The following is a 20289-nucleotide window of genomic DNA, read 5'->3' on the forward strand; positions in this document are numbered from 1 at the left end:
CCTCTCCCCCTTTATTTCAATCGTTCCGAAAGTCCGCACCAAACCCGATCGACGCGACAGCACATGGAAGCAAGCTGCTGATAGCACATTCCCACTGCGTCGCGCCAGCGCCGCTCTTGTGGGTCAACCGGAACGACGCCTTGCGTCACATCGGTGCCGATCCAGACGACCGTGCGGCCCGGCTCGGCTTCTTCCCACTGTCGCCAAGCGCGAAAATACGCTTCCCACTCTTTAACGTCCGGCCGGAGGCGGATGGCGGCTTCCAATCCGTCAAAAACAACTGTTTTGGCCGTTGGGATGCCGCCCGGCGGCCCGTATGGCTCCAAATAGCCGTTCTGCCATACAATATGAACGCCATCATTTATTCCGTACTGTTGCTGCACCCATTTTCCCTTTCCTTGAAACGCACCGCCGACAACGAAATGCACCGCTCTCCCCCTTTCCAGCGTTCGATCGTCGATTCAAGCGTATATCCGCCGGCAAACGGCACTGTCCATTCCCAGAACGAACGGGCATCCGGCGCATACTGTTCGAGCAGGAGGCGAATCGGGCCGCCATGGGTGATGACCGCCACATGACGGGCGCCCGTCCGCTCAGCGAAAGCAATCGTCTCCGCAAGCGCCTGTTGGATGCGCGCTTGAAAGTCGTCATAACGCTCCCCGCCGGGCGGCGCCGCGGAAAAGGGTGACGCAAGCCATTGCTGATAGGCAGGCTCTGCTTCCAGCTCAGCAAACGTTTTGCCTTCCCAAACGCCAAAGTGAAGCTCGCGCCAGCGGCTGGTGCACCAATCCGCCCTGCGTCCGCCGAACAGCAAATCAACCGTCTCCCGACAGCGGCAACGGTCGCTTGTGACCACAACGTCCACCGGTTCAGGCGGCTCCCATCGCAACCGGCCAAGCCGCGCGATCTCCCCTTCAGCAAGAGGCGCATCGAGCCAACCGATATACGCCCTCTTTCGATTTTGTTCCGTCATCCCATGACGGATGAGTGTAACAGCCAAATGACGCCCCATAGCAGCAGCTCTCCCCCCTCAATAAACGCCCCGATTACATCTCCAGTGATGCCGCCAAACTGTTTTTCCGCCCACGGCTTCGCTGCCGCTGCCAAAACGGCAACCGCGGCGGCCAACGCTGCCCCTGTTTGCACTGAAATGACGGTGAATGCACAAAGAAGCAAAAGCAAGACAAAAGCGAGTCCAAGCGCCCAAACAGCATCGCACCATGAACTATATTCGCGCAGCGATGCGGCCATTCCTGTCGGTTTGGCCAGCTTGCCGGCGGAAAGAAGCCAGGCAGCCCCAGCCCGCGACAACAGCGGAACAGCGGCGAACAGCGCCGGCGGAACGCCTACCTGAAGCGATTCGTACAGAAACAGCCAACGAAATGACAACAAACAAATAAGCGACAACACCGCAAACGCGCCGACGCGCGAATCGGACATGATCTCTTGCCGCCGCTTCACATCGCGATATGAAAAAAACGCATCGCTTGCATCCATAAACCCATCGGCATGCAGCCCACCGGCCATCCAAATGCCGAACCAAAGGAGAAAAAGCGACCAAACAAGCGGCGAACCGAATGAAAATGTAGAAAAGAGCGCGTACACTCCGGCTGAAAACGCCCCGATCAGCGCCCCCGCAAGCGGCATGCAGCGCACAAGCCAACGGACATGGGCAGCGTTCCATTCGATCGAACGGCGGATGGGGATGATGGTAAACAGCTGCAGCGCCAACAGCCAACCGTTCCATGCCAGCTTCATTTCGGCCACCGTCCTTTTTTCACGCGGAGAAGACCGCATTCAACGACCGCGGCGGCCGCCGCTTCCGCCACGAGTTGCTGGTGAAGCCAACCAAGCGTTTTCATATAGCGAAACGTGCCGGGGTTATCCGGAACTCCCCCAGAAAACAGCTCGTTCGATACGATCACAACCGCGCGGCAGGCATCCGCCCAAGCCCGCACTTCATCGAGCATGCGGCAAGCAACAGCTTGAGCGGCCGCGTCTGTTTTCCAATTGCCACCAGTGAACAACTCGTGGGCGAGCCAAGCGGTCAAGCAATCAAGAAGAACGATATCATCAGGGCGCAGGGAAGCGGCAATCTCCCAAGAAGAGAACGGGGCTTCCCACACCGTCCAACACACATCTTGCGCCGCGCGCCGCTCTTGATGGCGGCGAATGCGCTCCCTCATTTCATCATCCACTGCCTGCGCGGCAGCCATATAGTGAAGCCGACCGCCGCCAGAAAGTCGGATGGCGCACGCTTCCGCTGCTTCACTTTTGCCGCTGCGCACAGCGCCGCTGACAAACACCATCATCCCCCATTCCACCCCGCAAGCGCCTCAAGCAGCCGGTCGTTTTCCACCTGCGTTTTGACCGCAAGCCGCACGTAACGTCCGTCCAATCCAGGGAAATTCATCGTATGGCGTGGAACGATTCCTTGCCGCAATAAATAGAAAAACAGATCCTCTGTCCGTCCGGAAAGCGGCCGCAGCAAGTAAAAATTGACGACCGACGGCGAGACGGCATACCGGTCGGCCGGCAGCGACCGAAACACTCGCTCCCTCTCGGCGGCGATTCGTTCTTTCGTCCACTCCACAAACGATTCCATCACGGCGAAGCGAAGTGCCAGTTGTTGTGCAATGCGGCTTGTGCTCCAAGGCGGCTGGCGCGTTTGCAATGAGGCGATCACCGCCTCGTCGGCCGCTGCCACATAGCCGAGGCGCGCGCCAGCGAGATGGTGAATCTTGGTCAACGATCGAAGCACAATGAGGCGCGGATAGCGGTCCAACCACTGCACGGCTGTAAATCCGCCGCGCCAAAACGGATAGAACGCTTCATCGACAACGACATACGTCCCCGCATCGTTCGCTGCGGCGATGAACGCATGAAGTTCCCGCTCCGTCATCGCCGTTCCTGTCGGATTGTTCGGATGACAGAAAAAGACGACGTCACACTCCGCCGCCCATGCCGCCGCTTGGTCCATATCGTACGCAAAGCCGTACTGCTCATGGGCTATAAACGATGATACTTCACAACCATAGGCAAGGCTGGCGCGCCGGTATTCGGAAAACGTCGGCTCCAAGACGCCGACGCGCCGGCCGGCGAACATAGAAGCCAATAAATAAATCGCCTCCGCCGCCCCGTTGGTCACCAACACTTGCTCCAGACGAATCCGCTCTTGCTTGGCAAGAAGCTCTCTGATCGCCTTCGCTTCCGGATCCGGGTACTCGCCTGCCCAGCGAGCCCACTCCCCGCCGTCTGGCCAAGCCGACGGCGGCAGCCGATATGGGTTCGTGTTGACACTGAAATCGATATATTCACTTGGAGCCGACAGCCCACACTGCTCATAAAGCGTAAGCGGATTCGCTCCATGCGCCGGCCAACGCAACGATCATCCCCCCGATCCATAGGCATAACGTAAAGACAAGCACCGTTCCGATCATGATGCCGACCGCCTGGCGAATATGACTCGAGTGCAGTGGAACATCCGGATTGCCAAGCTTCGGCCGCTCGGAGACGACACCGCCATATGTATTCGTTCCACCCAGCTGCACCCCAAGCAGCCCGGCCATCGCCGCCTCGAGCCAACCGCTGTTCGGGCTTGGGTGGCGGCGGGCATCACGAAACAAGATCGACAACGCCAAACGAAGCCGGCGGCCGCCAAAGACCAATACCATCACGAGCGCTGTCAGCCGCGCTGGAATATAGTTGAGCACATCGTCGAGCCGGGCGGCCGCCCAGCCAAATTCGCGATACTTCTCATTTTTATAGCCGATCATCGAGTCGCACGTGTTCACCGCCCTGTACAGCATGGCGAGCGGCGCGCCACCGATGGCTGCGTAAAAAAGCGGGGCGGTGATGCCGTCGCTCGTATTTTCCGCCACCGTTTCGACGCAGGCGCGGGTGATGCCGGCCTCATTGAGCCGCTCAGTGTCGCGGCCAACGATCATCGACAGCGCCCGCCTCGCCTCAGGAAGATCGCCCGCTTCAAGCGGCCGGCGCACATCTTCAGCCGCTTCAGCGAGGCTTTTTGCCGCAATGGCAGTGAAAATGAGCGCCGCCTCGACCGCCACCCCTACGTATACGGACAGCGCGTAGCCCGTATAAACGACCAACGCCGACAACCCGTAAACGACAGCCAGAACCGCTGCTACGGCCCCCGCGCCTTTCACCCGCCTCCTTGTTCCCCGATTCCAATGCCGATCCAACCAAGCAATCAACGTTCCCATGCCCCGCACCGGATGCGGAAGCCAAGGCGGGTCGCCAAGCAGCGCATCCACCAGCAAAGCCAACGTCATGGCCAGCAAGTGCATCATCGCTGCTCCCTCCGCCGCTTGTAGCGATCAAGCGCCTCCGCTACGGCTTCATACACGAGCCGTCCGATCGCGCGCCCGAGTTCCGTCGCCGTTCCAGCATAGGCAAACGTCCGCCCTGTTTGCGTCGCCGCCACAGCGAGCGAATCGGTCGACGTGCCGGTGGCAAGCGTCCCTGTCTCTGAGTCGCAAACGGAACGATCGGCGAGCGCTTTCGCCTTCGCTTCCGTCGCGGTCATGACCGCTTGCACGAACGCGGCGTCGGTAAGCGTCCCATCAATGACAATCACCATATTGATCGTCCCCGGCCTTTCCGCAAGCGGCTGATGCTGCCACGCCCGAGCGGCATCAACCGCATTGCCGACGCCCGCCGTCGCCATGACCGCAACCGAAAACGCTTCCTCTCCCTCTTGAAGCCACACAGCGTCACGAACGTCAACCGCCGTCATCATGCCGATCGTCCGTTCCGGTGAAAACCCGTGCTGCTCCAAATAGCGGCGCATGTCTCCTTCGGCATCGCCGCAATCGTAATCCAACCCGACTTGACGGTTGACAAAATGGGTCGCCCATTGAAACCCGGCACCGATCAATGCGGAAGACAAAACGCGAAGCGGCTGGCAGGAGGCAAGAACAGCGGCGTCATCAAGAAAGGACAAACGCAACCCCCCGGCCGGCGATTCTCCTTGTTTCCCTTTCGGTACAAATGAAAACGTCGGCTTTGCCACCGCCGGATGAGCCAAACGCACAATCGGCGCGGCAAACACTTCGTAAAGCAGCGTCGGCGGCATTACATCTGTCGGCGTTCCACGCGCCGCTGTTTTTCCTTCTTTTAACACAAGCACCCGGTCGCAATATAAGCTAGCGACGTTCATATCATGAAAGACGGCGACGACCGTCAGACCGCGGGCGCGCGCAGCCTCCGTGAGCCGGTCCAAAAGCCGGACTTGCCCGCTCACATCCATATGATTCGTCGGTTCATCCAGCAAGAGCAGCTGTGGCTCTTGGGCGAGCGCACGCGCTAAGTAGGCGCGCTGCCGCTCCCCGCCGCTCAATCGTTCAAGCGGCTCATCGATTTTATCGGTCAAGCCGACGGCGGCAAGCGCTTCTTGAACCGCCGCTTCATCCTCTTTCGTCCACGCCGGAAACAAGCCGCGCTGATGGGAGTAGCGGCCGAGCGCCACCGTTTCTTTCACCGTATAGCCGTGCGCCGCCTCCGCCGTCTGCGGCAGGACGGCAGCCACCCGCGCCCATTGCTTCGCAGACAGCGCCGAAAGCGGCCGGCCATCGATGACAATCTCCCCGCTCGTCAACGGCAGCTCTTTGCTGATAAGCTTGAGCAATGTCGTCTTCCCACTGCCGTTTGGCCCTAAAATGCCGAATATTTCGCCCTTTTCCACAGAAAACGTCACATGATCCAGCACTTGATTTTGCCCATATCGATGGGATACGGCGCGCACCTCGAGCATCATCATCCCAACTTTCGCCTTGTTTTTCGGAAAAATAACACTGCAAACAGCGGAGCGCCAATGAGCGACGTAATGACGCCGATCGGCAGTTCGCGCGGCTCAATGATCGTCCGCGCCGCCACATCGGCAAGCACAAGAAACGCCCCGCCGTACAAGAGTGACAGCGGCAAGAGCACCCGATAGTTCGGCCCGCAAACAAGCCGAACCATATGCGGAACGACAAGCCCGACAAAGCCGATCGTTCCCGACACCGACACCGCCGCGCCGGTGAGCAGCGCGGCCGCTGTCAAAATGATGATTTTCCGGCGCGCAACGTCAACACCGACATGAAGCGCCGCCGCTTCGCCAAAAGCAAAGGCGTTCAACTCGCGGCCGTTGGCGATCAACACCACGGCGCCGATGAGGAAAAACGGAAACAGCAATCCACTGTATTTCCAGCCGCGCATCGCCACGCTCCCCATCAGCCAGGAGATGATTTGCCGCAATTCTTCTCCGGTCAAGGCGATCATGAGCGAAATAAAGGCGCTGAAAAACGCGCCGAAAATAATGCCGGCTAAAATGATCGTCTCCACCGACATACGCCGCTCGACGGCGCGGGTGAACGCCAAGACAGCGGCAAGCGTCGCCATGCCAAATAAAATGCTGACAACTGGCAATGTAAACGTGCCAAAGAGCGGCCATTGCCATCCGAGAAAGATGACAAGCACCGCCCCGACCGAGGCGCCGGATGAAACGCCGAGCGTGTACGGGTCGGCGAGCGCGTTTTTCAAAAGTCCCTGAAACGCCGCCCCGGCAAGCGCCAACGAAGCGCCAACCAAAAAAGCGAGCACGACGCGCGGCAGGCGAATGGCCGTGACAATGGACACCCAATCGGCCGGAATGTCAGACGGAAGCGGCACCCCGAACCATTCGGCGGCGAGAATGCCAATAATAGAAGAAAAGGGAATCGACAGCGATCCTGTCGATATCCCTATGAGCAGCGAAAGGACGGCCGTTGTAACGGCCAAAGCGTACATCAGCGTTTTACTTGAACACATCCGGATAAACGGCTTTGGCAAGTTCCTCGACCCCTTCAACAAGGCGCGGGCCCGGGCGGCTCACTAAGTCGGTGTTGACGTCATACACCCGCTTGTTTTTCACCGCCGGCACGTCTTTCCAAGCGGGACGCGCAAGCACTTGCTTCGCCCCGCCGTATGTCGTGATGATGACATCCGGCTTATAGGCCACCGCTTTTTCTTCCGTCACCATCGGCCAACCTTCCAAGCCGCCGGCGACGTTTTTCGCTGAAATCACTTGAAGCATCTCATCCATGAACGTCCCTTTGCCGGCCGTATACAGCTGCGGCGGCGGCGACACTTCAATCCAAACGTTCGCTTGCTTATCGGCTGGAATTTGTTTTGCTTTTTCCTTGATTTGCGTCAATTTCTCCTTCATGCCGTGAATGATTTGTTCCGCTTTGTCCGCTGTCCCCGTCGCTTTGCCGATCAGTTCAATCGACGCATATACATCAGCAAACGACTTCGCATCATTGACGACAAGCACGGTGATGCCGGCGTCTTTCAATTGCTGCAGGCCATCGCGCGAGTTATGGGCGCTTGACGCATGAGCCAAGACAAGATCCGGTTTGAGGGAAATGATTTTCTCGACATTAAATTCCATCCCGCCGATTTTCGTTTTCGTTTTGACGTCTTCAGGGTAATTGTCAAAATCGCTGACGCCGACGATCTTATCGCCCAACCCCAACGCATAGGCGATTTCCGTATTGCTTGGGATGAGCGAGACGATCTTTTTCGGTTCCGCTTTGATGGTGACATCTTCCCCAAGCCCGTCTTTCACCGTCACCGGAAACGCTGCTTGTTCCGTTTTCGGCTCCTTTTGTTTCACCGGCTCGGCGTTATGGTTCGCCCCGCTGCTGCAACCGACCAGCACGGCAGCCAAAAAGAAGAACACCGCCACCACCGCCGGCCATGCCCAACGCTTCATCCGTCATTCCCCCTTCAGTGATGTATGTACAATAAAAAACGCCCATTCCGTCCGGTCGGGGAATGAGCGTGAAACAGACCGCCAATGGGCACAACAATGCCCTGTGCGACTGTTTCCGCGTCTCACCCCCCGAAGATTCGGAAACTGCGGCAAGCAAGGCAGGTCTACTGGCTCATGCTTCATCCTACTCTGAAGCCTTCCCGTACGGAAAACAGCGCAAGCCATCCGTCCGTACAGTGGCGATTTCATTTCGTCCGCATTGACAGTTGCGGGGACAGCTCCGGATTCCCACCGGATTCCCTATTAAGCCTTTTCGGCACCTTGCTGCGAATCGACTAAATAATTCGGATATGGACATTTTTATATTAAAGCAACATCGATCATTTGACAACCATCAATTTGCGACCGGGCGACAACAAGCAAGCGCCGCTCCTTGCGGCGGCTCAGCGTTCGTGTCCGCATGAAGTCACAAAACGCCGCCACGTTGCCTATCTCCACTCTCGCACCCTTCACCGTTTGGCAACGATGCGCTCCTTTGAAAAACAGGAAAGACGCCCCCCTCTGGCCCGGCGTCTTTCCCGAATGCAAGCTTCATCTCCTCACTGCTCGATGTATTTTTCAAACACAAAGCCGAAATCTTTCATCGTATAGTTCTTTTTCGCTTCCGTCAGCCATCGAAACGCGTATTCATTCACGGCCTGAAAATCAGCCGACACATTGGCGCCGTCGCTGCGCATGTTGGCAAACACCTTGGTCGCCAGCTCGAGGCTCCGCTCGGCATAGTCGAGCTTCATTTCATTTTCGCGGCAAATGTCGGCGATCGCAAGCAGCGATTTATACAAATCTTTCAGTTCCTCGATATGTTTTTTATGCACATCAATCGAGTAGGCGTGCGACCCGATTTTGAATTTGATTTCCGCGTCCAAATCGACCGTTCCGGCCGTCTCGAGCGACACGTCGGAAATCGGATGCTTATAGTAATCGTAGCGGCGCAGCGTCCGTTTTTTGCTTGTTGCACTCGTGCCGTCCAGATGAATGAGCGCGCGGTTGGTGAAGCAATACTCATCGGATTTCGATTTAATAAGGAAATAAATTTTTTCTCCATCCTCGTGCATCACGTAATCATCGGCGTCGACTTTGTCGTAGTCTTTCGGCTGAATGACCGAACCGATGTCGCTCAATCCAAGCACATCGGCCGCGACTTTTCCAAACATGCTCATTTCTCGCCCCGACCCCTTCCATTTTTCATTGGCTCGCGCCGCTCCGCAACGAGCAGCAACGCAGGTTGTTTTGGCAGAGCACCGCATCCTCTATAGTCATACGTGGAGGGCAAAAAAAAGTTTCATGTTTGCCAACCATTGAACGGCCCAACCATTTCGCTTTTTACTGTTTTCTCATCGCATTGGCTAAAAATTCGACATCCGTGCCAACAATCACTTGCAAGTCCGTTTGGTTGAGGCGAAGCACACCTTTCGCTCCCAAACGTTTCAATTCTGCTTCGTTGACTTTTGACATGTCTTTCACTTTTAGGCGCAAGCGTGTGACACAATTGTCAATTTGTGCGAGATTATCCTTTCCTCCCAACGCTTCGATATAGTTTGCAGCAAGGTCCTCGTATTTGACCCCCGACTGCGCCGCTCCGCTGTCGGTAAACTCGCCTTCTACGTCGTCTTCACGCCCCGGCGTTTTTAAATCAAGCTTCGTAATCAAGAAATAGAAAACAACGAAATAGATCACGGCATAGATGAGTCCTTGGACAATCAATAAATACGGTTTTTGCGCAATGCCGTAGTTTAAGAAAAAGTCAATCGCCCCAGCCGAAAACGTAAACCCGTGGTGGATGTCAAGCGCCGTCGCCACTGCGAGCGACAAGCCGGTCAACACGGCATGAACGACGTACAAGAGCGGCGATAAAAACATAAACAAAAATTCGATCGGTTCCGTAATCCCGGTTAAAAATGACGTCAACGCCACGCCAAGGAGCGCGCCCGCGACCGCTTTGCGCCGCTCTTTTTTCGCCGCGGCGATCATCGCCAGCGCTGCCGCCGGGAGACCGAACATCATCACCGGGAAGAAGCCGGCCATAAAAATGCCCGCATCCGGGTCACCGGCGAAAAAGCGGCTTAAATCGCCGGTTTTGCCGTTATATTCGCCAAAGACAAACCAGACAAAACTGTTTAACACATGGTGCAATCCGACAGGAATCAGCAGCCGGTTTAAGAACCCGAAAATGCCGACGCCAACAGCCCCAGCGCCAACGATCCAATGGCCAACCGCGTTGATGCCGTCTTGAATCGGCGGCCAAATGTAGCCGAAAACAAGAGCAAGCACGAGCATCACAAGCGATGTCACGATCGGCACAAACCGCCGGCCGCCGAAAAAGCCGAGCCAGTCGGGCAGCTTGATATCATGATAGCGGTTGTATAAAAGTCCGGCGATCACCCCGGAGATGATGCCACCTAATACAGACATATTGATGTCTTTATCAATCGCGGCAGCGCCCTTCGTTAGCACAAAGTAGCCGATCGCGCCGGCCAGAGCGGCGGCGCCGTTGCCGTCTTTGGCAAAACCGATCGCCACGCCGATGGCGAAAATCAACGCCAAGTTGGAAAACACCGCATCACCTGCAGCAGCGATAAATGGAATATCTAATAAGTCCGGTTGACCAAGCCGAAGCAACAATCCAGCCGCCGGCAAAACGGCAATCGGCAGCATTAACGCTTTTCCGAGACGCTGCAAAAATCCTAACATAACCATCCATTCCTCCCTTTTTATTTTCGCCGTTCCATTTCAACGATGAATTTGTACCGATCACCGCGGTACACCGATTTGACGACTTCGAGCGGCCGGCCGTCGGCGAGGCAGGTGCGGCGCTCAAGCAGCAGCACCGGCGCCCCTTCTTTCACTTGCAAATGCTCGGCCTCCAGCTTGCGGGCGACGGACGCTTCCAGTGTTTGAACAGCAGAACCGATGATCAATCCTGTTTCCTTTTCGATAAATTCATAGACGGAACCGCTTACAACATCACGCGTCAATCCGGGAACAAGATGGACGGGAATGTAGAGCGTCTCCAGCGCCATCGGCAAGCCATCGGCCAACCGGAGGCGGCGGACTTCATAAAGGTCATCGCCTTCTGTGACGCCAAGTCCTTCAGCAAGCTTCTCGGAAGCCGGAACCGTCTCAAAGCGAAGGACGATCGTGCCGGGCTCCATGCCGCGCGCCCGCATATCTTCGGAAAAGCTCGTCAGCCCTTTCAGCGGCTGCTCGATTTTTTTGGCGGCGACAAACGTTCCTTTCCCGCGCCGGCGGACGAGATAGCCATCGTTCACTAAATTGTTGACCGCCTGCCGAACGGTCATCCGGCTGATGTCATACGTTTCTGCCCACTCCCGCTCCGACGGAATCATCTCGCCCGGCCGCCACTCCCCTTTTTCGATTTTTTCTTTTATATATTGCTCGAGCTGATAGTAAATCGGAATCGGCGACTGTTTATCGATCATGGCGCATCCCCTTTCCGCTTTTCCTTTGGGATGAGCGAGAGCGCCTCTCGGTCGGCAATGATCATCACGTCCGGATGAAGGTGAAGCGCCGAAGCCGGCAAATCCGGTGTGACAACGCCTTCGAGAAGCCGGGCAATGGCCTCCGCTTTTTCCTCCCCTGACGCCAACAGCACGATGCGGCGGCTCCGCAAAATGGTCGCAATTCCCATCGTTATGGCATAGCGCGGCACATCATCCAACGACGGGAAAAAGCGGGCGTTCGCTTCGCGCGTCAACAAGGCAAGCTTGACGACATGAGTCGGCGATGAAAACGGCGTTCCTGGCTCGTTAAAGCCGATATGGCCGTTGCGGCCGATGCCCAAGAGCTGCAAATCGATGCCGCCCAATTCATCGATGAGCCGCTCGTAGCGGCGGCATTCTTCGTCAAGATCAGCAGCCAAGCCATCCGGCACATGTGTCTGATGAAGCGGGATGTCCAATTGGGCAAACAAATGCTGATTCATATAATAGCGATAGCTGTTCGGATGATCCGGACCGAGCCCGACATACTCATCCAAATTGACCGTGCGCACGAGCCGATAGGATGTCCCATGTTGCCGATGATCGGCGGCCAATTCGCGGTACACACCGAGCACGGTCGAGCCGGTCGCCAAGCCGAGAACGGCATTCGGCTTTTCCTTGACTTGTTTGATGATGATGTCCGCTGCCTGGCGGCTCATCTCGGTATAGTCAGCGGTTTCCAAAAGCTTCAACGCCATCGCTCTCCCCCCTTTCATCCCGCTTGCGATAAGCAAGAGCGCCGCGGCAAAACGTCATCATGACCTCATATCGTTCATTCAACACGACGACATCGGCGTCTTTGCCGGATCGCAAGCTGCCCTTTCGATCAAGGATGCCAAGCTGTTTTGCCGGATTCCAGCTCGCCATGCGGATCACCTCTTCAATCGTGCAGCCGGTGTAATCGAGCACACGGCGGATGGCCTCGGCAAGCTTGAGTACACTTCCCGCCAGCGTACCGTCGGCAAGCCGCGCCTCTTGACCGCGGACGGTCACCTCTTGGCCGCCAAGTTCATACCGCCCATCACCTAGACATTTTGCCCGCATGGCATCGGTGATTAAGATGAGTCCATCGCTTCCTTTATTCCGATAAGCAAAGCGGACCATCGGCGGCGCAACATGCAGCCCATCCGCGATCAGTTCGCACATCACTTCTTCAAACATCAGCACAGCACCGGCAACACCCGGTTCACGGTGATGGATGCCGCGCATCCCGTTAAACAAATGGGTGGCGTGCGTCACTCCTGCTTGAATCGCCGCTTTTACTTCGTCGTAAACGGCATCGGAATGGCCAATCGAAGCGATGACCCCCGTTTTCTTTAAATAAGCGGCCAACTCAAGCCCCCCCTCCCGCTCCGGGGCAAGGGTGACAAGGCGAATGTGGCCGCTGGCCGCCTCTTGCCAGCGCTGAAACAGCGAAACGTCGGGGTCGACGAGGTGGCGCGGGTGTTGCGCCCCGGTGCGCTTCGGCGACAAAAACGGCCCTTCCAGATGAACACCGAGCACTTCGGCGGCTCCCGGCCGGTTCTCCTCCGCCATATAGCGAGCGACGTTGCGAAGCGCGGCTTCGATTTGTTCGCTTGGCGCCGTCATCGTCGTCGCCAAAAAACTCGTCGTCCCTTCCGCCGGCAGCGCCTTGGCCATCGCGTGAAGCGCCTCCGGGGTCGCATCCATGACATCCGCCCCAGCCGCCCCATGAATATGGACGTCGATGAATCCCGGCACGATGGAAAACCGCGAGGAAAGCTCGATCACTTCCGCCCCTGCATCAGTTGGGCATGACGACATCGGCCCGATCGCGGCCACTTTTTCCCCTTCGATCAGCACATACCCTTGTTCAATGGTTCCTGTTTCTGCATACACCGCGGCATTTTTCAATATCCACCGCTTCATCGCGATTCCCCACTTTCTGTCTCTCATTATAACATTATATATTCTAGTTGTCTATACCACTAACACAAATCCTTCAACCAGTTCGCTTCAGCATGAAAGAAAGAGGGAAGCCGTGGCTTCCCTTTCTTTCCAACGGCCCTACGTCCGTTTCGGTCCGTGAGCCGGCAAATAAAAGGAAAATGTCGTTCCTTCGTTCAGCTTGCTATGGACGGTAATGAGCCCCTTATGCGCCTCGACAATATTTTTGGCGATGGCCAAACCGAGTCCGGTGCCCGCGCGTCCGCGCGTCCGCGCTTTGTCCGCTTTGTAAAACCGCTCAAACACAAACGGCAAATCTTCCTCCGGAATGCCGGAACCGGAGTCTTGAACGTGAATCGTCACGCCATCGCCGCTCGGTTCGACGATGAGGCGAACGGTGCCGCCTGATTCCGTGTGGCGGATCGCGTTGTCGATTAAGTTCGTCAGCACCTGTTCGATCCGATCCGGATCGAGAGAGATTTCGATGTCCCGATCACGAAACTCGGCTGTCAGCTCAATCTGCTTTTCTTTCGCCAGCCCGTAAAACTTGCGGATTACCCGCTCGATGTAAGGAACAAGCTTGACTTGTTCGTACTCTAGCTCAATATGACCAGCTTCCATGCGCGCCAAGTCAAGCAAATCGTTAACAAGGCGGCCCATGCGCAGCGACTCGTCATAAATGACTTTCGCCATCTCTTTCTTCTCTTCTTCGCTCGCCGCGATATCGTCGATGATCGCCTCGCTGTAGCCTTGGAGCATAGCAATCGGCGTGCGCAATTCGTGCGAAACGTTGGCGATAAAGTCTTTGCGCAGTTTGTCAAGCCGCCGCTCTTCGGTCATGTCACGCAAAACGGCGACCGCGCCGCGCACCATCGTTTTGCCGTACAGCGGCGTCATTAAAATCACCCACGTCCGCCCTTGCAGCGTCACTTCAGTCGATTGCTCCTTCTCCTCGCGAACGACGCGGGCAAACAGCTCTTTCACTTGCGGCGGCAGCGGCGCCATCGCTTCCGCGCCGTTTCCTTGCTCGAAATACCACGCCTGCAAAAACCGCTCGGCCGGCGGATTCGTAATCAACATTTCCCCATCGCGGTTAAACGTAATGACGCCATCGGCCATGCTGCTTAAAATGCTGGCGAGCTGTTCTTTTTCCTGGTTTAAGGCGTTGATGTTAAACTGCAGCCGCCGCCCCATTTGGTTGAACGCCATCGCCAGCCCACCGATTTCGTCATTCGTTAAAATCGGCACTTTCATATCGAAGTGGCCGCGCGCCATTTCGAACGCGGCTTGCCGCATTTTCCGGAGCGGAGCGGTGATGCGCGTCGATAAGAAAAAGGCAAAAAACGTCGTCATGACAATGGCGATAAACGCAGCGAGAAAAATTAACTCTTTCGTCCGCTCCGTCGCGTCGGCGATCGCCTCGAGCGATTGATAGATAAACACAGCGCCGCGGCTGCCATCCGGCATTGACATCGGCACGCCGACAATAATCATATCACGGGGCAGCTTTTCTTTTGGCTGCCACTTTGGCATATACAAACGCTTTTTCACCGTTTTCCCGTCTGTCAGCACACGCCGCAAGTCCCGATCTTGGCGGATGGACGACAGCGGCATATTGTTCAAACCAGCGTCGCCAGGCGAATACCAATAGTGCGACTCATCGGCGACGATGACCGCTTTCGTTCGATTGTCCACAAGCGTCCAGGCGATCGAGCGGGCGAGCTCTTCGTCGCGGTAATCGTGCATCACCTCGGCCACTTTTGTCGCCAGACGGGTCAGGTCGTTTTCCGCTTCCTGCACATAATAATCTTCCAAAAATTTAATGAGCAAAATGCTTAAAATAAACAGCACGCACGAAACGAGCAGCAAAATCGTAAACCATAGCTTGCCGACAACACTGCGAAACAGCCACATCAGTCGTTCACTGCCTCAAACTTGTAGCCGACGCCCCAGACGGTGACGATCATTTTCCCCGCCTGGGGCGACGCTTTATTCAACTTTTCGCGCAGTCGTTTAATATGGGTGTCGACCGTGCGCAAGTCGCCGAAAAACTCGTAATGCCAGACTTCTTTGAGCAGCTGCTCCCGATCAAACACTTTATCGGGCGAACGGGCCAAAAAGAGAAGCAGTTCGTATTCTTTCGGCGTTAAGCTGACCTCTTTTCCGTCGACCGTCACCCGGTGGGCATCGTTGTCAATCGTCAAGTGCGGGAACACGAGCACGTCTTTCGCCGTCGTCTCCACCGGCGCGTAGGCGGCGTTCGCCGCGCGGCGCAACAACGCTTTTACCCGCAACACAACTTCGCGTGGACTGAACGGCTTGACAATGTAATCATCCGTGCCGACTTCAAACCCTTGCACGCGGTTGGATTCTTCGCCTTTTGCCGTCAACATGATGATCGGCGTCGTTTTTTGCTCGCGGATTTCTTTGCACACTTCAATTCCATCTTTGCCCGGCAGCATCAGATCGAGCAAAATGACGTCATAATCATTCGTCAACGCCTTCTCCAGCGCTTCATTGCCGTCGCCAGCCTCATCGATCACATAGTTTTCCCGCTCCAAATACATTTTCAAGAGCCGTCGGATGCGCTCTTCATCGTCAACCACTAAAATACGGATGGTTTTTTCTTGTTTTTCCAATGCTTTGCACCCTCCCATCATCAATGGAAACATCCCTATTTTCTAGTTTACCGAAAAACCGGATGCTCGCCAACAGAGCATCCGGTTGTTGTTCCATTATGTTCCGGCGTACGAGTGCAGCCCCGCGATGACGAGGTTGACCGCCACCAAGTTAAACATAATAATCGCAAAGCCGATGACGGCGAGCCATGCCGACTTTTCACCGTGCCAACCTTTTGACAAACGAAGATGCAAAAAGGCGGCGTAAAACAGCCAAGTGATCAGCGCCCATACTTCTTTCGGATCCCAGCCCCAAAAGCGGGTCCAAGCGATTTGCGCCCAAATCATGGCAAAGATGAGAGCCCCGAGCGTAAACACTGGAAAGCCAATCGCCACCGCCCGATAGCTGATCTCATCAGTCAAATCCAAGTTGACGTTTTTCACCAGCGGCTTGAGCGCCGCGGCGATTCGCTTGCGCAAAAGAAGGCGAAGCCCCATGTACAGCACAGCTCCGGCCATAAGCGACCAAATGACCGTATTGAGCTTTTTTGCGTTGATGATGGCTGGCATTTCAACGAACGGCTTCATGCGGTCAGCGCTTTCTTTTGCCAGCTTTCCTTTATGCGGTCCGACAAGCGCCGGCATCTCGTAGATCATCTCATCCGGCTGTTTGTTTTTATCAATCCATGTAAACTTCGCCTCATAGCCGGAAAGACCAAACGCGGTCGAAACGATGACAAAGCCGAGCGTGGTAATTAAGCAAAACATGACCACTTCGAGCCAAAACGTCCGCTTCGATGGCTTCGATTGATCGACGACGCGAATCAAATAAATGAGTCCGGCGACAAAACTGATCGCCAAAATCGCTTCGCCGGCCGCCGCCGTCGTCACATGGATGTGCAGCCAATCGCTTTGCAAGGCGGGAATGAGCGGCGAAATTTCGCGCGGAAACATGCTCGCATAGGCGATGATGAGCAAAGCAACGGGAAGGGCAAACAACCCGAGCACGCTCAGCCGGTAAATGAAATAAATAATAATGAAGGCAGCGACCAGCATCATGCCAAAAAAGGTCGTAAACTCGAACAAGTTGCTCACTGGCGCATGCCCAGCGGCGATCCAGCGCGTGATGAAATAGCCAAGCTGTGCAAGAAAACCAATGATCGTCACCGCGATGCCAAGCTGCGACCAGCGGTCTTTCCCTGCCGTCTGTGTGCGCTTATCGCGAATGGCGCCGCCGAAAAAGAACGTGCCGATCAAATATAGAACGAACGCGATATATAGCAATGTGCTGCTAAGCTGTGCCATGTCCATGGACTTGTCCCCCTTGTCCGGCTTTTTTTCCTTCCTCGAGCCGATCGACCGGCATTGCGACGCCGATGCCGTCAAGCAATCGGCGCAGCTCGTTTTTCAAGCCGAACCAGTTTTTGTTCGTATGCGCCGCGATCCATAATTCGCCATTCACCCGCTGCACCCAAATGCGGCGGTGGTTCCAATACATTCCTTGAATGAGCCCGATCATGAAAATCGCACCGCCCAACCCTAAAATCCAAAGCGTCAAGTCGCGGCGGACGGTCAAGCCGGAAACGTTGCGCGTCTCAAGCCCCACAAACGCCATTTTGTACTTGTTGTTGCCAAACGGCTCGATCGTCTGCTGGATAGCGACAAAGCTCGTTTCCCCCTTTGGACGATCCGGAGCATACATTTTGAACACGAACGCCGGGTTGTTTGGCACGCGCGATTTCGTCGACGGATTGCCATCTTCATCAAATTCAAAGTCAGGAAAATAGCTTAATAGCTCAACGCGATATCCGTTTCCAAGATCGTACGTTTCTTTCGGGTCGTACAAATCGACCGTCACCGTGCCAAACGTTTTCCCTGTCCTTTTGTCTGCGAGCGCAAACGACATCGCTTTCGGCTCATTCAAGCGGAAATCAACTTGATAAAGCGCATAATGGTTGAACTTCAGCGGCTCGTTGACGCGAATCGCATACTCTTTCACTTTTTTCAGCTTCGGCTTCGCGCCGGGGATCACAGGGCCGACGCGTTTATACAACACGACGTTCGTTTGATAGTTTTTCGCGATCATTCCGTTGCCGACGCGGTCGATGGCCGCGTTGAACACCCCATTGTCCTCGCCTTTTTTATACGTTTCAAAAATAAACTTTTCGCTTTTTAAAAAATAGCGTCCGTTCGTCCCAGGAATTTCTTTCATCTCTCCTTCCGGAATCCACATCACTCGATCAATGTACATGCCGGGAACCGAACGGAGCATCGCTCCAATTAAGAAAATGATGAGGCCGATATGATTGACATATGGCCCCCAGCGGGAAAACCGCCCCTTTTCGGCGAGCAGGTGGCCATCCTCCTCGCGCACATGGTAGCGCCGCGCGGCAAGCCGCTCTTTCAGCGCAGAAACCGTCTTGTCCAAATCCGCCACGCGTGAAACGCCAAACAGCCGCTGCCGCTCCAAAAAGCGGGGATGGCGTTTCACCCCTTGCCGTTTCAAAGCTCGGTACAGCGGCACAACACGGTCCAAACTGCAAATGACGAGCGAAACGCCGATTAAGGCGATGAGCAAAATGTACCACCATGAGCCGTACAAATTGTTAAAGCCAAGCTCATAATACAGCTTCCCTGCCCAGCCGTACTGCTGCTTGTAGTACTCCGCCGGATCGACGTTCGGTGGAATGTACATTTGCTGAGGAAAAATCGTGCCGATCGCCGAAGCGATGAGCGTCATGACAATGAGTGCGACGCCGACTTTGACCGACGAGAAAAACGCCCAAATTTGGTCGATGATCGTTTTTTTATACGTCTGTGACCGGCGCGCGCTCCCTTCGTAGCGCATGTCCAAAAGCGGTTTCTCTCCCGCGTCCGCCATAGGTTTGCCGCACGACTCGCAAAACGCTGTACCGTGCGGATTGACGTGGCCGCATTCGCATTTGACTTGTTCCATGGCGCAAAACTCCTTATGGTTTGATGCTTTCTAGATGCCGCTCAATGTCTTCTTTCGTCATCGTTCCCTCAATGATTTGCTTGACTTCACCGTTTTTGTCGATCAAAAACGTCGTCGGCAACGGCCCGACATTATAGGCATTTAACACTTGATCTTGACGATCGATGACGATCGGAAACGTCAAGCCGAACCGCTCGGCAAATTTTCGAACGTTCAGCTTCGGCTCACCAACATTGACGGCCAAAATTTCGACCCCTTGTTTTTTATAGATCGGATACAGCTCGTTCATGTACGGCATTTCCCGCTCGCACGGCTTGCACCACGTTCCCCAAAAGTTCAAAAAAACGCCCTTGCCGCGATAGTCGGAGAGACGATGTTCATGTCCTTTCAAATCGGTCAGCACAAAATCAGGCGCCGTCGAACCAACGGCGACCGCCGTTTTTTCAGTGAAAAAGTTGGTGTAAATCGTATAGCCGACCGCCGCGAGCAACACGAGCAAAATCGCCGTTCTCATCACGAAACGCTGTTGTTTTTTCATCGCTCAAACCCCTTTACGTTTCTCCTCCCCTACAGCCAACGCCGCAGGGGAGGCAAGCGGTTCACAATCTCCCATTTTCCATTATAACAAAGTCCCTCGCTCGTTGATGCTCAAGGATTATGAACGTTATGTGACAATCTTCGTCATTTTCTTCCTCCGGACTGGGCAAGCGCGCGCAAAAGTTTTACCTCATGCGGCGTCAGCTCGCGGTATTCGCCAGGGCGCAGCCCTTTCAAATCGAGGAACGCATACCGTTCCCGTTTCAGTTTCAACACTTCACAGCCGATCGCCTCAAACATGCGGCGCACTTGCCGGTTCCGCCCCTCATGAATGCGGATTTCGACAATCGCCGTCCGCTTTGTTCGGTCGACCGAGAGCAGTTTCACTTTCGCCGGCGCCGTCATGCCGTCTTCGAGCATCACTCCTTGCTCGAGCTGCTTCAGCTGCTCGCGCGTCGGGATGCCTTTCACCTTGGCGACGTATACTTTCTCGATCTCATAGCGCGGATGCATGAGCAAATTGGCAAAGTCGCCGTCATTCGTCAACAAAAGCAAGCCGGACGTATCGTAATCAAGCCGTCCGATCGGATAAATACGTTTGTCCAGATCTTTGAAAAAATCAGTCACCACTTTGCGGCCCTTGTCGTCTTTTACGCTCGAGATCACTCCGCGCGGCTTGTACAACAAATAGTAGACCGGCTCCTCACGCTCGACCGGAATGCCGTCGACTTCGACATCATCGCGCGGCCCGACTTTGACGCCGAGCTCGGTGACGACGCGGCCGTTCACTTTCACCCGGCCTTGCAAAATGAGTTCTTCCGCCTTGCGCCGTGACGCGATGCCGGCGCGGGCAATCACTTTTTGCAACCGTTCCATTCTCTCTCACCTCTTTCATCATCTTACCCTTTCCGTCGGACAGATACAAGCGGGGCGTTTCTCTATTTTGATCAT

At 55.5% G+C, this 20289-nt stretch carries 20 protein-coding genes and 1 riboswitch; all 20 genes read right to left on the reverse strand.

Features of this window, described 5'->3' with window-relative positions; genetic code table 11:
* Positions 1-11: 11 nt before the first annotated feature.
* Complete coding sequence (locus tag ETC05_RS09145; RefSeq protein WP_031408590.1) at positions 12-428, reverse strand: bifunctional adenosylcobinamide kinase/adenosylcobinamide-phosphate guanylyltransferase; 417 nt, start codon at positions 426-428, stop codon at positions 12-14.
* Positions 362-1012 (reverse strand): histidine phosphatase family protein, encoded by a 651-nt coding sequence (locus ETC05_RS09150; protein ID WP_031408589.1) that lies wholly within the window; start codon positions 1010-1012, stop codon positions 362-364. The genes ETC05_RS09145 and ETC05_RS09150 overlap by 67 nt, the downstream gene beginning before the upstream one ends.
* On the reverse strand, positions 970-1758 hold the full coding sequence (locus tag ETC05_RS09155) for an adenosylcobinamide-GDP ribazoletransferase (RefSeq protein ID WP_031408587.1): 789 nt from the start codon (positions 1756-1758) through the stop codon (positions 970-972). The genes ETC05_RS09150 and ETC05_RS09155 overlap by 43 nt, the downstream gene beginning before the upstream one ends.
* A complete protein-coding gene (locus ETC05_RS09160) occupies positions 1755-2312 on the reverse strand; it encodes a bifunctional adenosylcobinamide kinase/adenosylcobinamide-phosphate guanylyltransferase (protein WP_031408585.1) in 558 nt (185 codons plus the stop codon). The genes ETC05_RS09155 and ETC05_RS09160 overlap by 4 nt, the downstream gene beginning before the upstream one ends.
* Positions 2309-3385: a threonine-phosphate decarboxylase CobD gene (gene cobD / locus ETC05_RS09165; protein ID WP_031408584.1), complete on the reverse strand. Its 1077-nt coding sequence runs from the start codon at positions 3383-3385 to the stop codon at positions 2309-2311. Before cobD ends, ETC05_RS09160 begins: the two co-directional genes overlap by 4 nt.
* On the reverse strand, positions 3342-4313 hold the full coding sequence (gene cbiB, locus ETC05_RS09170) for an adenosylcobinamide-phosphate synthase CbiB (RefSeq protein WP_031408582.1): 972 nt from the start codon (positions 4311-4313) through the stop codon (positions 3342-3344). Before cbiB ends, cobD begins: the two co-directional genes overlap by 44 nt.
* Positions 4310-5782, reverse strand: coding sequence for an adenosylcobinamide amidohydrolase (locus ETC05_RS09175; RefSeq protein WP_031408580.1), 1473 nt, complete (start codon positions 5780-5782; stop codon positions 4310-4312). The genes cbiB and ETC05_RS09175 overlap by 4 nt, the downstream gene beginning before the upstream one ends.
* On the reverse strand, positions 5779-6813 hold the full coding sequence (locus ETC05_RS09180) for a FecCD family ABC transporter permease (protein WP_031408577.1): 1035 nt from the start codon (positions 6811-6813) through the stop codon (positions 5779-5781). Before ETC05_RS09180 ends, ETC05_RS09175 begins: the two co-directional genes overlap by 4 nt.
* The gene (locus tag ETC05_RS09185) at positions 6800-7759 is read right to left on the reverse strand and encodes an ABC transporter substrate-binding protein (RefSeq protein WP_031408575.1); all 960 of its coding nucleotides are present in this window, start codon (positions 7757-7759) and stop codon (positions 6800-6802) included. Before ETC05_RS09185 ends, ETC05_RS09180 begins: the two co-directional genes overlap by 14 nt.
* Before the next feature lie 140 nt (positions 7760-7899).
* A riboswitch (cobalamin riboswitch) is annotated at positions 7900-8098 on the reverse strand.
* Positions 8099-8358: 260 nt separating this feature from the next.
* Positions 8359-8973, reverse strand: a complete 615-nt coding sequence (locus ETC05_RS09190) for a PH domain-containing protein (protein ID WP_031408571.1) — start codon at positions 8971-8973, stop codon at positions 8359-8361.
* A 169-nt stretch (positions 8974-9142) separates the two neighbouring features.
* Complete coding sequence (gene nagE, locus ETC05_RS09195) at positions 9143-10510, reverse strand: N-acetylglucosamine-specific PTS transporter subunit IIBC (RefSeq protein ID WP_031408569.1); 1368 nt, start codon at positions 10508-10510, stop codon at positions 9143-9145.
* Between the two features lie 20 nt (positions 10511-10530).
* Positions 10531-11259: a GntR family transcriptional regulator gene (locus tag ETC05_RS09200; protein WP_171660868.1), complete on the reverse strand. Its 729-nt coding sequence runs from the start codon at positions 11257-11259 to the stop codon at positions 10531-10533.
* On the reverse strand, positions 11256-12017 hold the full coding sequence (gene nagB, locus ETC05_RS09205; RefSeq protein ID WP_031408565.1) for a glucosamine-6-phosphate deaminase: 762 nt from the start codon (positions 12015-12017) through the stop codon (positions 11256-11258). The genes ETC05_RS09200 and nagB overlap by 4 nt, the downstream gene beginning before the upstream one ends.
* Complete coding sequence (gene nagA / locus ETC05_RS09210; protein ID WP_031408563.1) at positions 11989-13209, reverse strand: N-acetylglucosamine-6-phosphate deacetylase; 1221 nt, start codon at positions 13207-13209, stop codon at positions 11989-11991. Before nagA ends, nagB begins: the two co-directional genes overlap by 29 nt.
* A gap of 138 nt (positions 13210-13347) precedes the next feature.
* Complete coding sequence (locus ETC05_RS09215) at positions 13348-15141, reverse strand: ATP-binding protein (protein ID WP_031408561.1); 1794 nt, start codon at positions 15139-15141, stop codon at positions 13348-13350.
* Positions 15141-15866 (reverse strand): response regulator transcription factor, encoded by a 726-nt coding sequence (locus ETC05_RS09220; protein WP_272945220.1) that lies wholly within the window; start codon positions 15864-15866, stop codon positions 15141-15143. The genes ETC05_RS09215 and ETC05_RS09220 overlap by 1 nt, the downstream gene beginning before the upstream one ends.
* A gap of 96 nt (positions 15867-15962) precedes the next feature.
* Complete coding sequence (gene ccsB, locus ETC05_RS09225) at positions 15963-17150, reverse strand: c-type cytochrome biogenesis protein CcsB (RefSeq protein WP_031408557.1); 1188 nt, start codon at positions 17148-17150, stop codon at positions 15963-15965.
* Positions 17137-18801 (reverse strand): cytochrome c biogenesis protein ResB, encoded by a 1665-nt coding sequence (gene resB, locus ETC05_RS09230; protein WP_031408555.1) that lies wholly within the window; start codon positions 18799-18801, stop codon positions 17137-17139. Before resB ends, ccsB begins: the two co-directional genes overlap by 14 nt.
* 13 nt (positions 18802-18814) lie before the next feature.
* A complete protein-coding gene (gene resA, locus ETC05_RS09235; protein WP_031408552.1) occupies positions 18815-19339 on the reverse strand; it encodes a thiol-disulfide oxidoreductase ResA in 525 nt (174 codons plus the stop codon).
* 143 nt (positions 19340-19482) lie between these two features.
* The gene (rluB, locus tag ETC05_RS09240) at positions 19483-20214 is read right to left on the reverse strand and encodes a 23S rRNA pseudouridine(2605) synthase RluB (RefSeq protein ID WP_031408550.1); all 732 of its coding nucleotides are present in this window, start codon (positions 20212-20214) and stop codon (positions 19483-19485) included.
* Positions 20215-20289 lie beyond the last annotated feature (75 nt).

It is taken from the genome of Geobacillus sp. BMUD, assembly GCF_013096845.1.
Classification (GTDB): domain Bacteria; phylum Bacillota; class Bacilli; order Bacillales; family Anoxybacillaceae; genus Geobacillus; species Geobacillus vulcani.

Coding starts and splice junctions, on each gene's coding strand:
- ETC05_RS09150 (WP_031408589.1), bottom strand. CDS start 1,012: ATGGGGCGTCATTTGGCTGTTACACTCATCCGTCATGGGATGACGGAA.
- ETC05_RS09155 (WP_031408587.1), bottom strand. CDS start 1,758: ATGAAGCTGGCATGGAACGGTTGGCTGTTGGCGCTGCAGCTGTTTACC.
- ETC05_RS09160 (WP_031408585.1), bottom strand. CDS start 2,312: ATGATGGTGTTTGTCAGCGGCGCTGTGCGCAGCGGCAAAAGTGAAGCA.
- cbiB (WP_031408582.1), bottom strand. CDS start 4,313: ATGATGCACTTGCTGGCCATGACGTTGGCTTTGCTGGTGGATGCGCTG.
- ETC05_RS09175 (WP_031408580.1), bottom strand. CDS start 5,782: ATGATGATGCTCGAGGTGCGCGCCGTATCCCATCGATATGGGCAAAAT.
- ETC05_RS09180 (WP_031408577.1), bottom strand. CDS start 6,813: ATGTGTTCAAGTAAAACGCTGATGTACGCTTTGGCCGTTACAACGGCC.
- ETC05_RS09185 (WP_031408575.1), bottom strand. CDS start 7,759: ATGAAGCGTTGGGCATGGCCGGCGGTGGTGGCGGTGTTCTTCTTTTTG.
- ETC05_RS09190 (WP_031408571.1), bottom strand. CDS start 8,973: ATGTTTGGAAAAGTCGCGGCCGATGTGCTTGGATTGAGCGACATCGGT.
- nagE (WP_031408569.1), bottom strand. CDS start 10,510: ATGTTAGGATTTTTGCAGCGTCTCGGAAAAGCGTTAATGCTGCCGATT.
- ETC05_RS09200 (WP_171660868.1), bottom strand. CDS start 11,259: ATGATCGATAAACAGTCGCCGATTCCGATTTACTATCAGCTCGAGCAA.
- nagB (WP_031408565.1), bottom strand. CDS start 12,017: ATGGCGTTGAAGCTTTTGGAAACCGCTGACTATACCGAGATGAGCCGC.
- nagA (WP_031408563.1), bottom strand. CDS start 13,209: ATGAAGCGGTGGATATTGAAAAATGCCGCGGTGTATGCAGAAACAGGA.
- ETC05_RS09215 (WP_031408561.1), bottom strand. CDS start 15,141: ATGTGGCTGTTTCGCAGTGTTGTCGGCAAGCTATGGTTTACGATTTTG.
- ccsB (WP_031408557.1), bottom strand. CDS start 17,150: ATGGCACAGCTTAGCAGCACATTGCTATATATCGCGTTCGTTCTATAT.
- resB (WP_031408555.1), bottom strand. CDS start 18,801: ATGGAACAAGTCAAATGCGAATGCGGCCACGTCAATCCGCACGGTACA.
- resA (WP_031408552.1), bottom strand. CDS start 19,339: ATGAAAAAACAACAGCGTTTCGTGATGAGAACGGCGATTTTGCTCGTG.
- rluB (WP_031408550.1), bottom strand. CDS start 20,214: ATGGAACGGTTGCAAAAAGTGATTGCCCGCGCCGGCATCGCGTCACGG.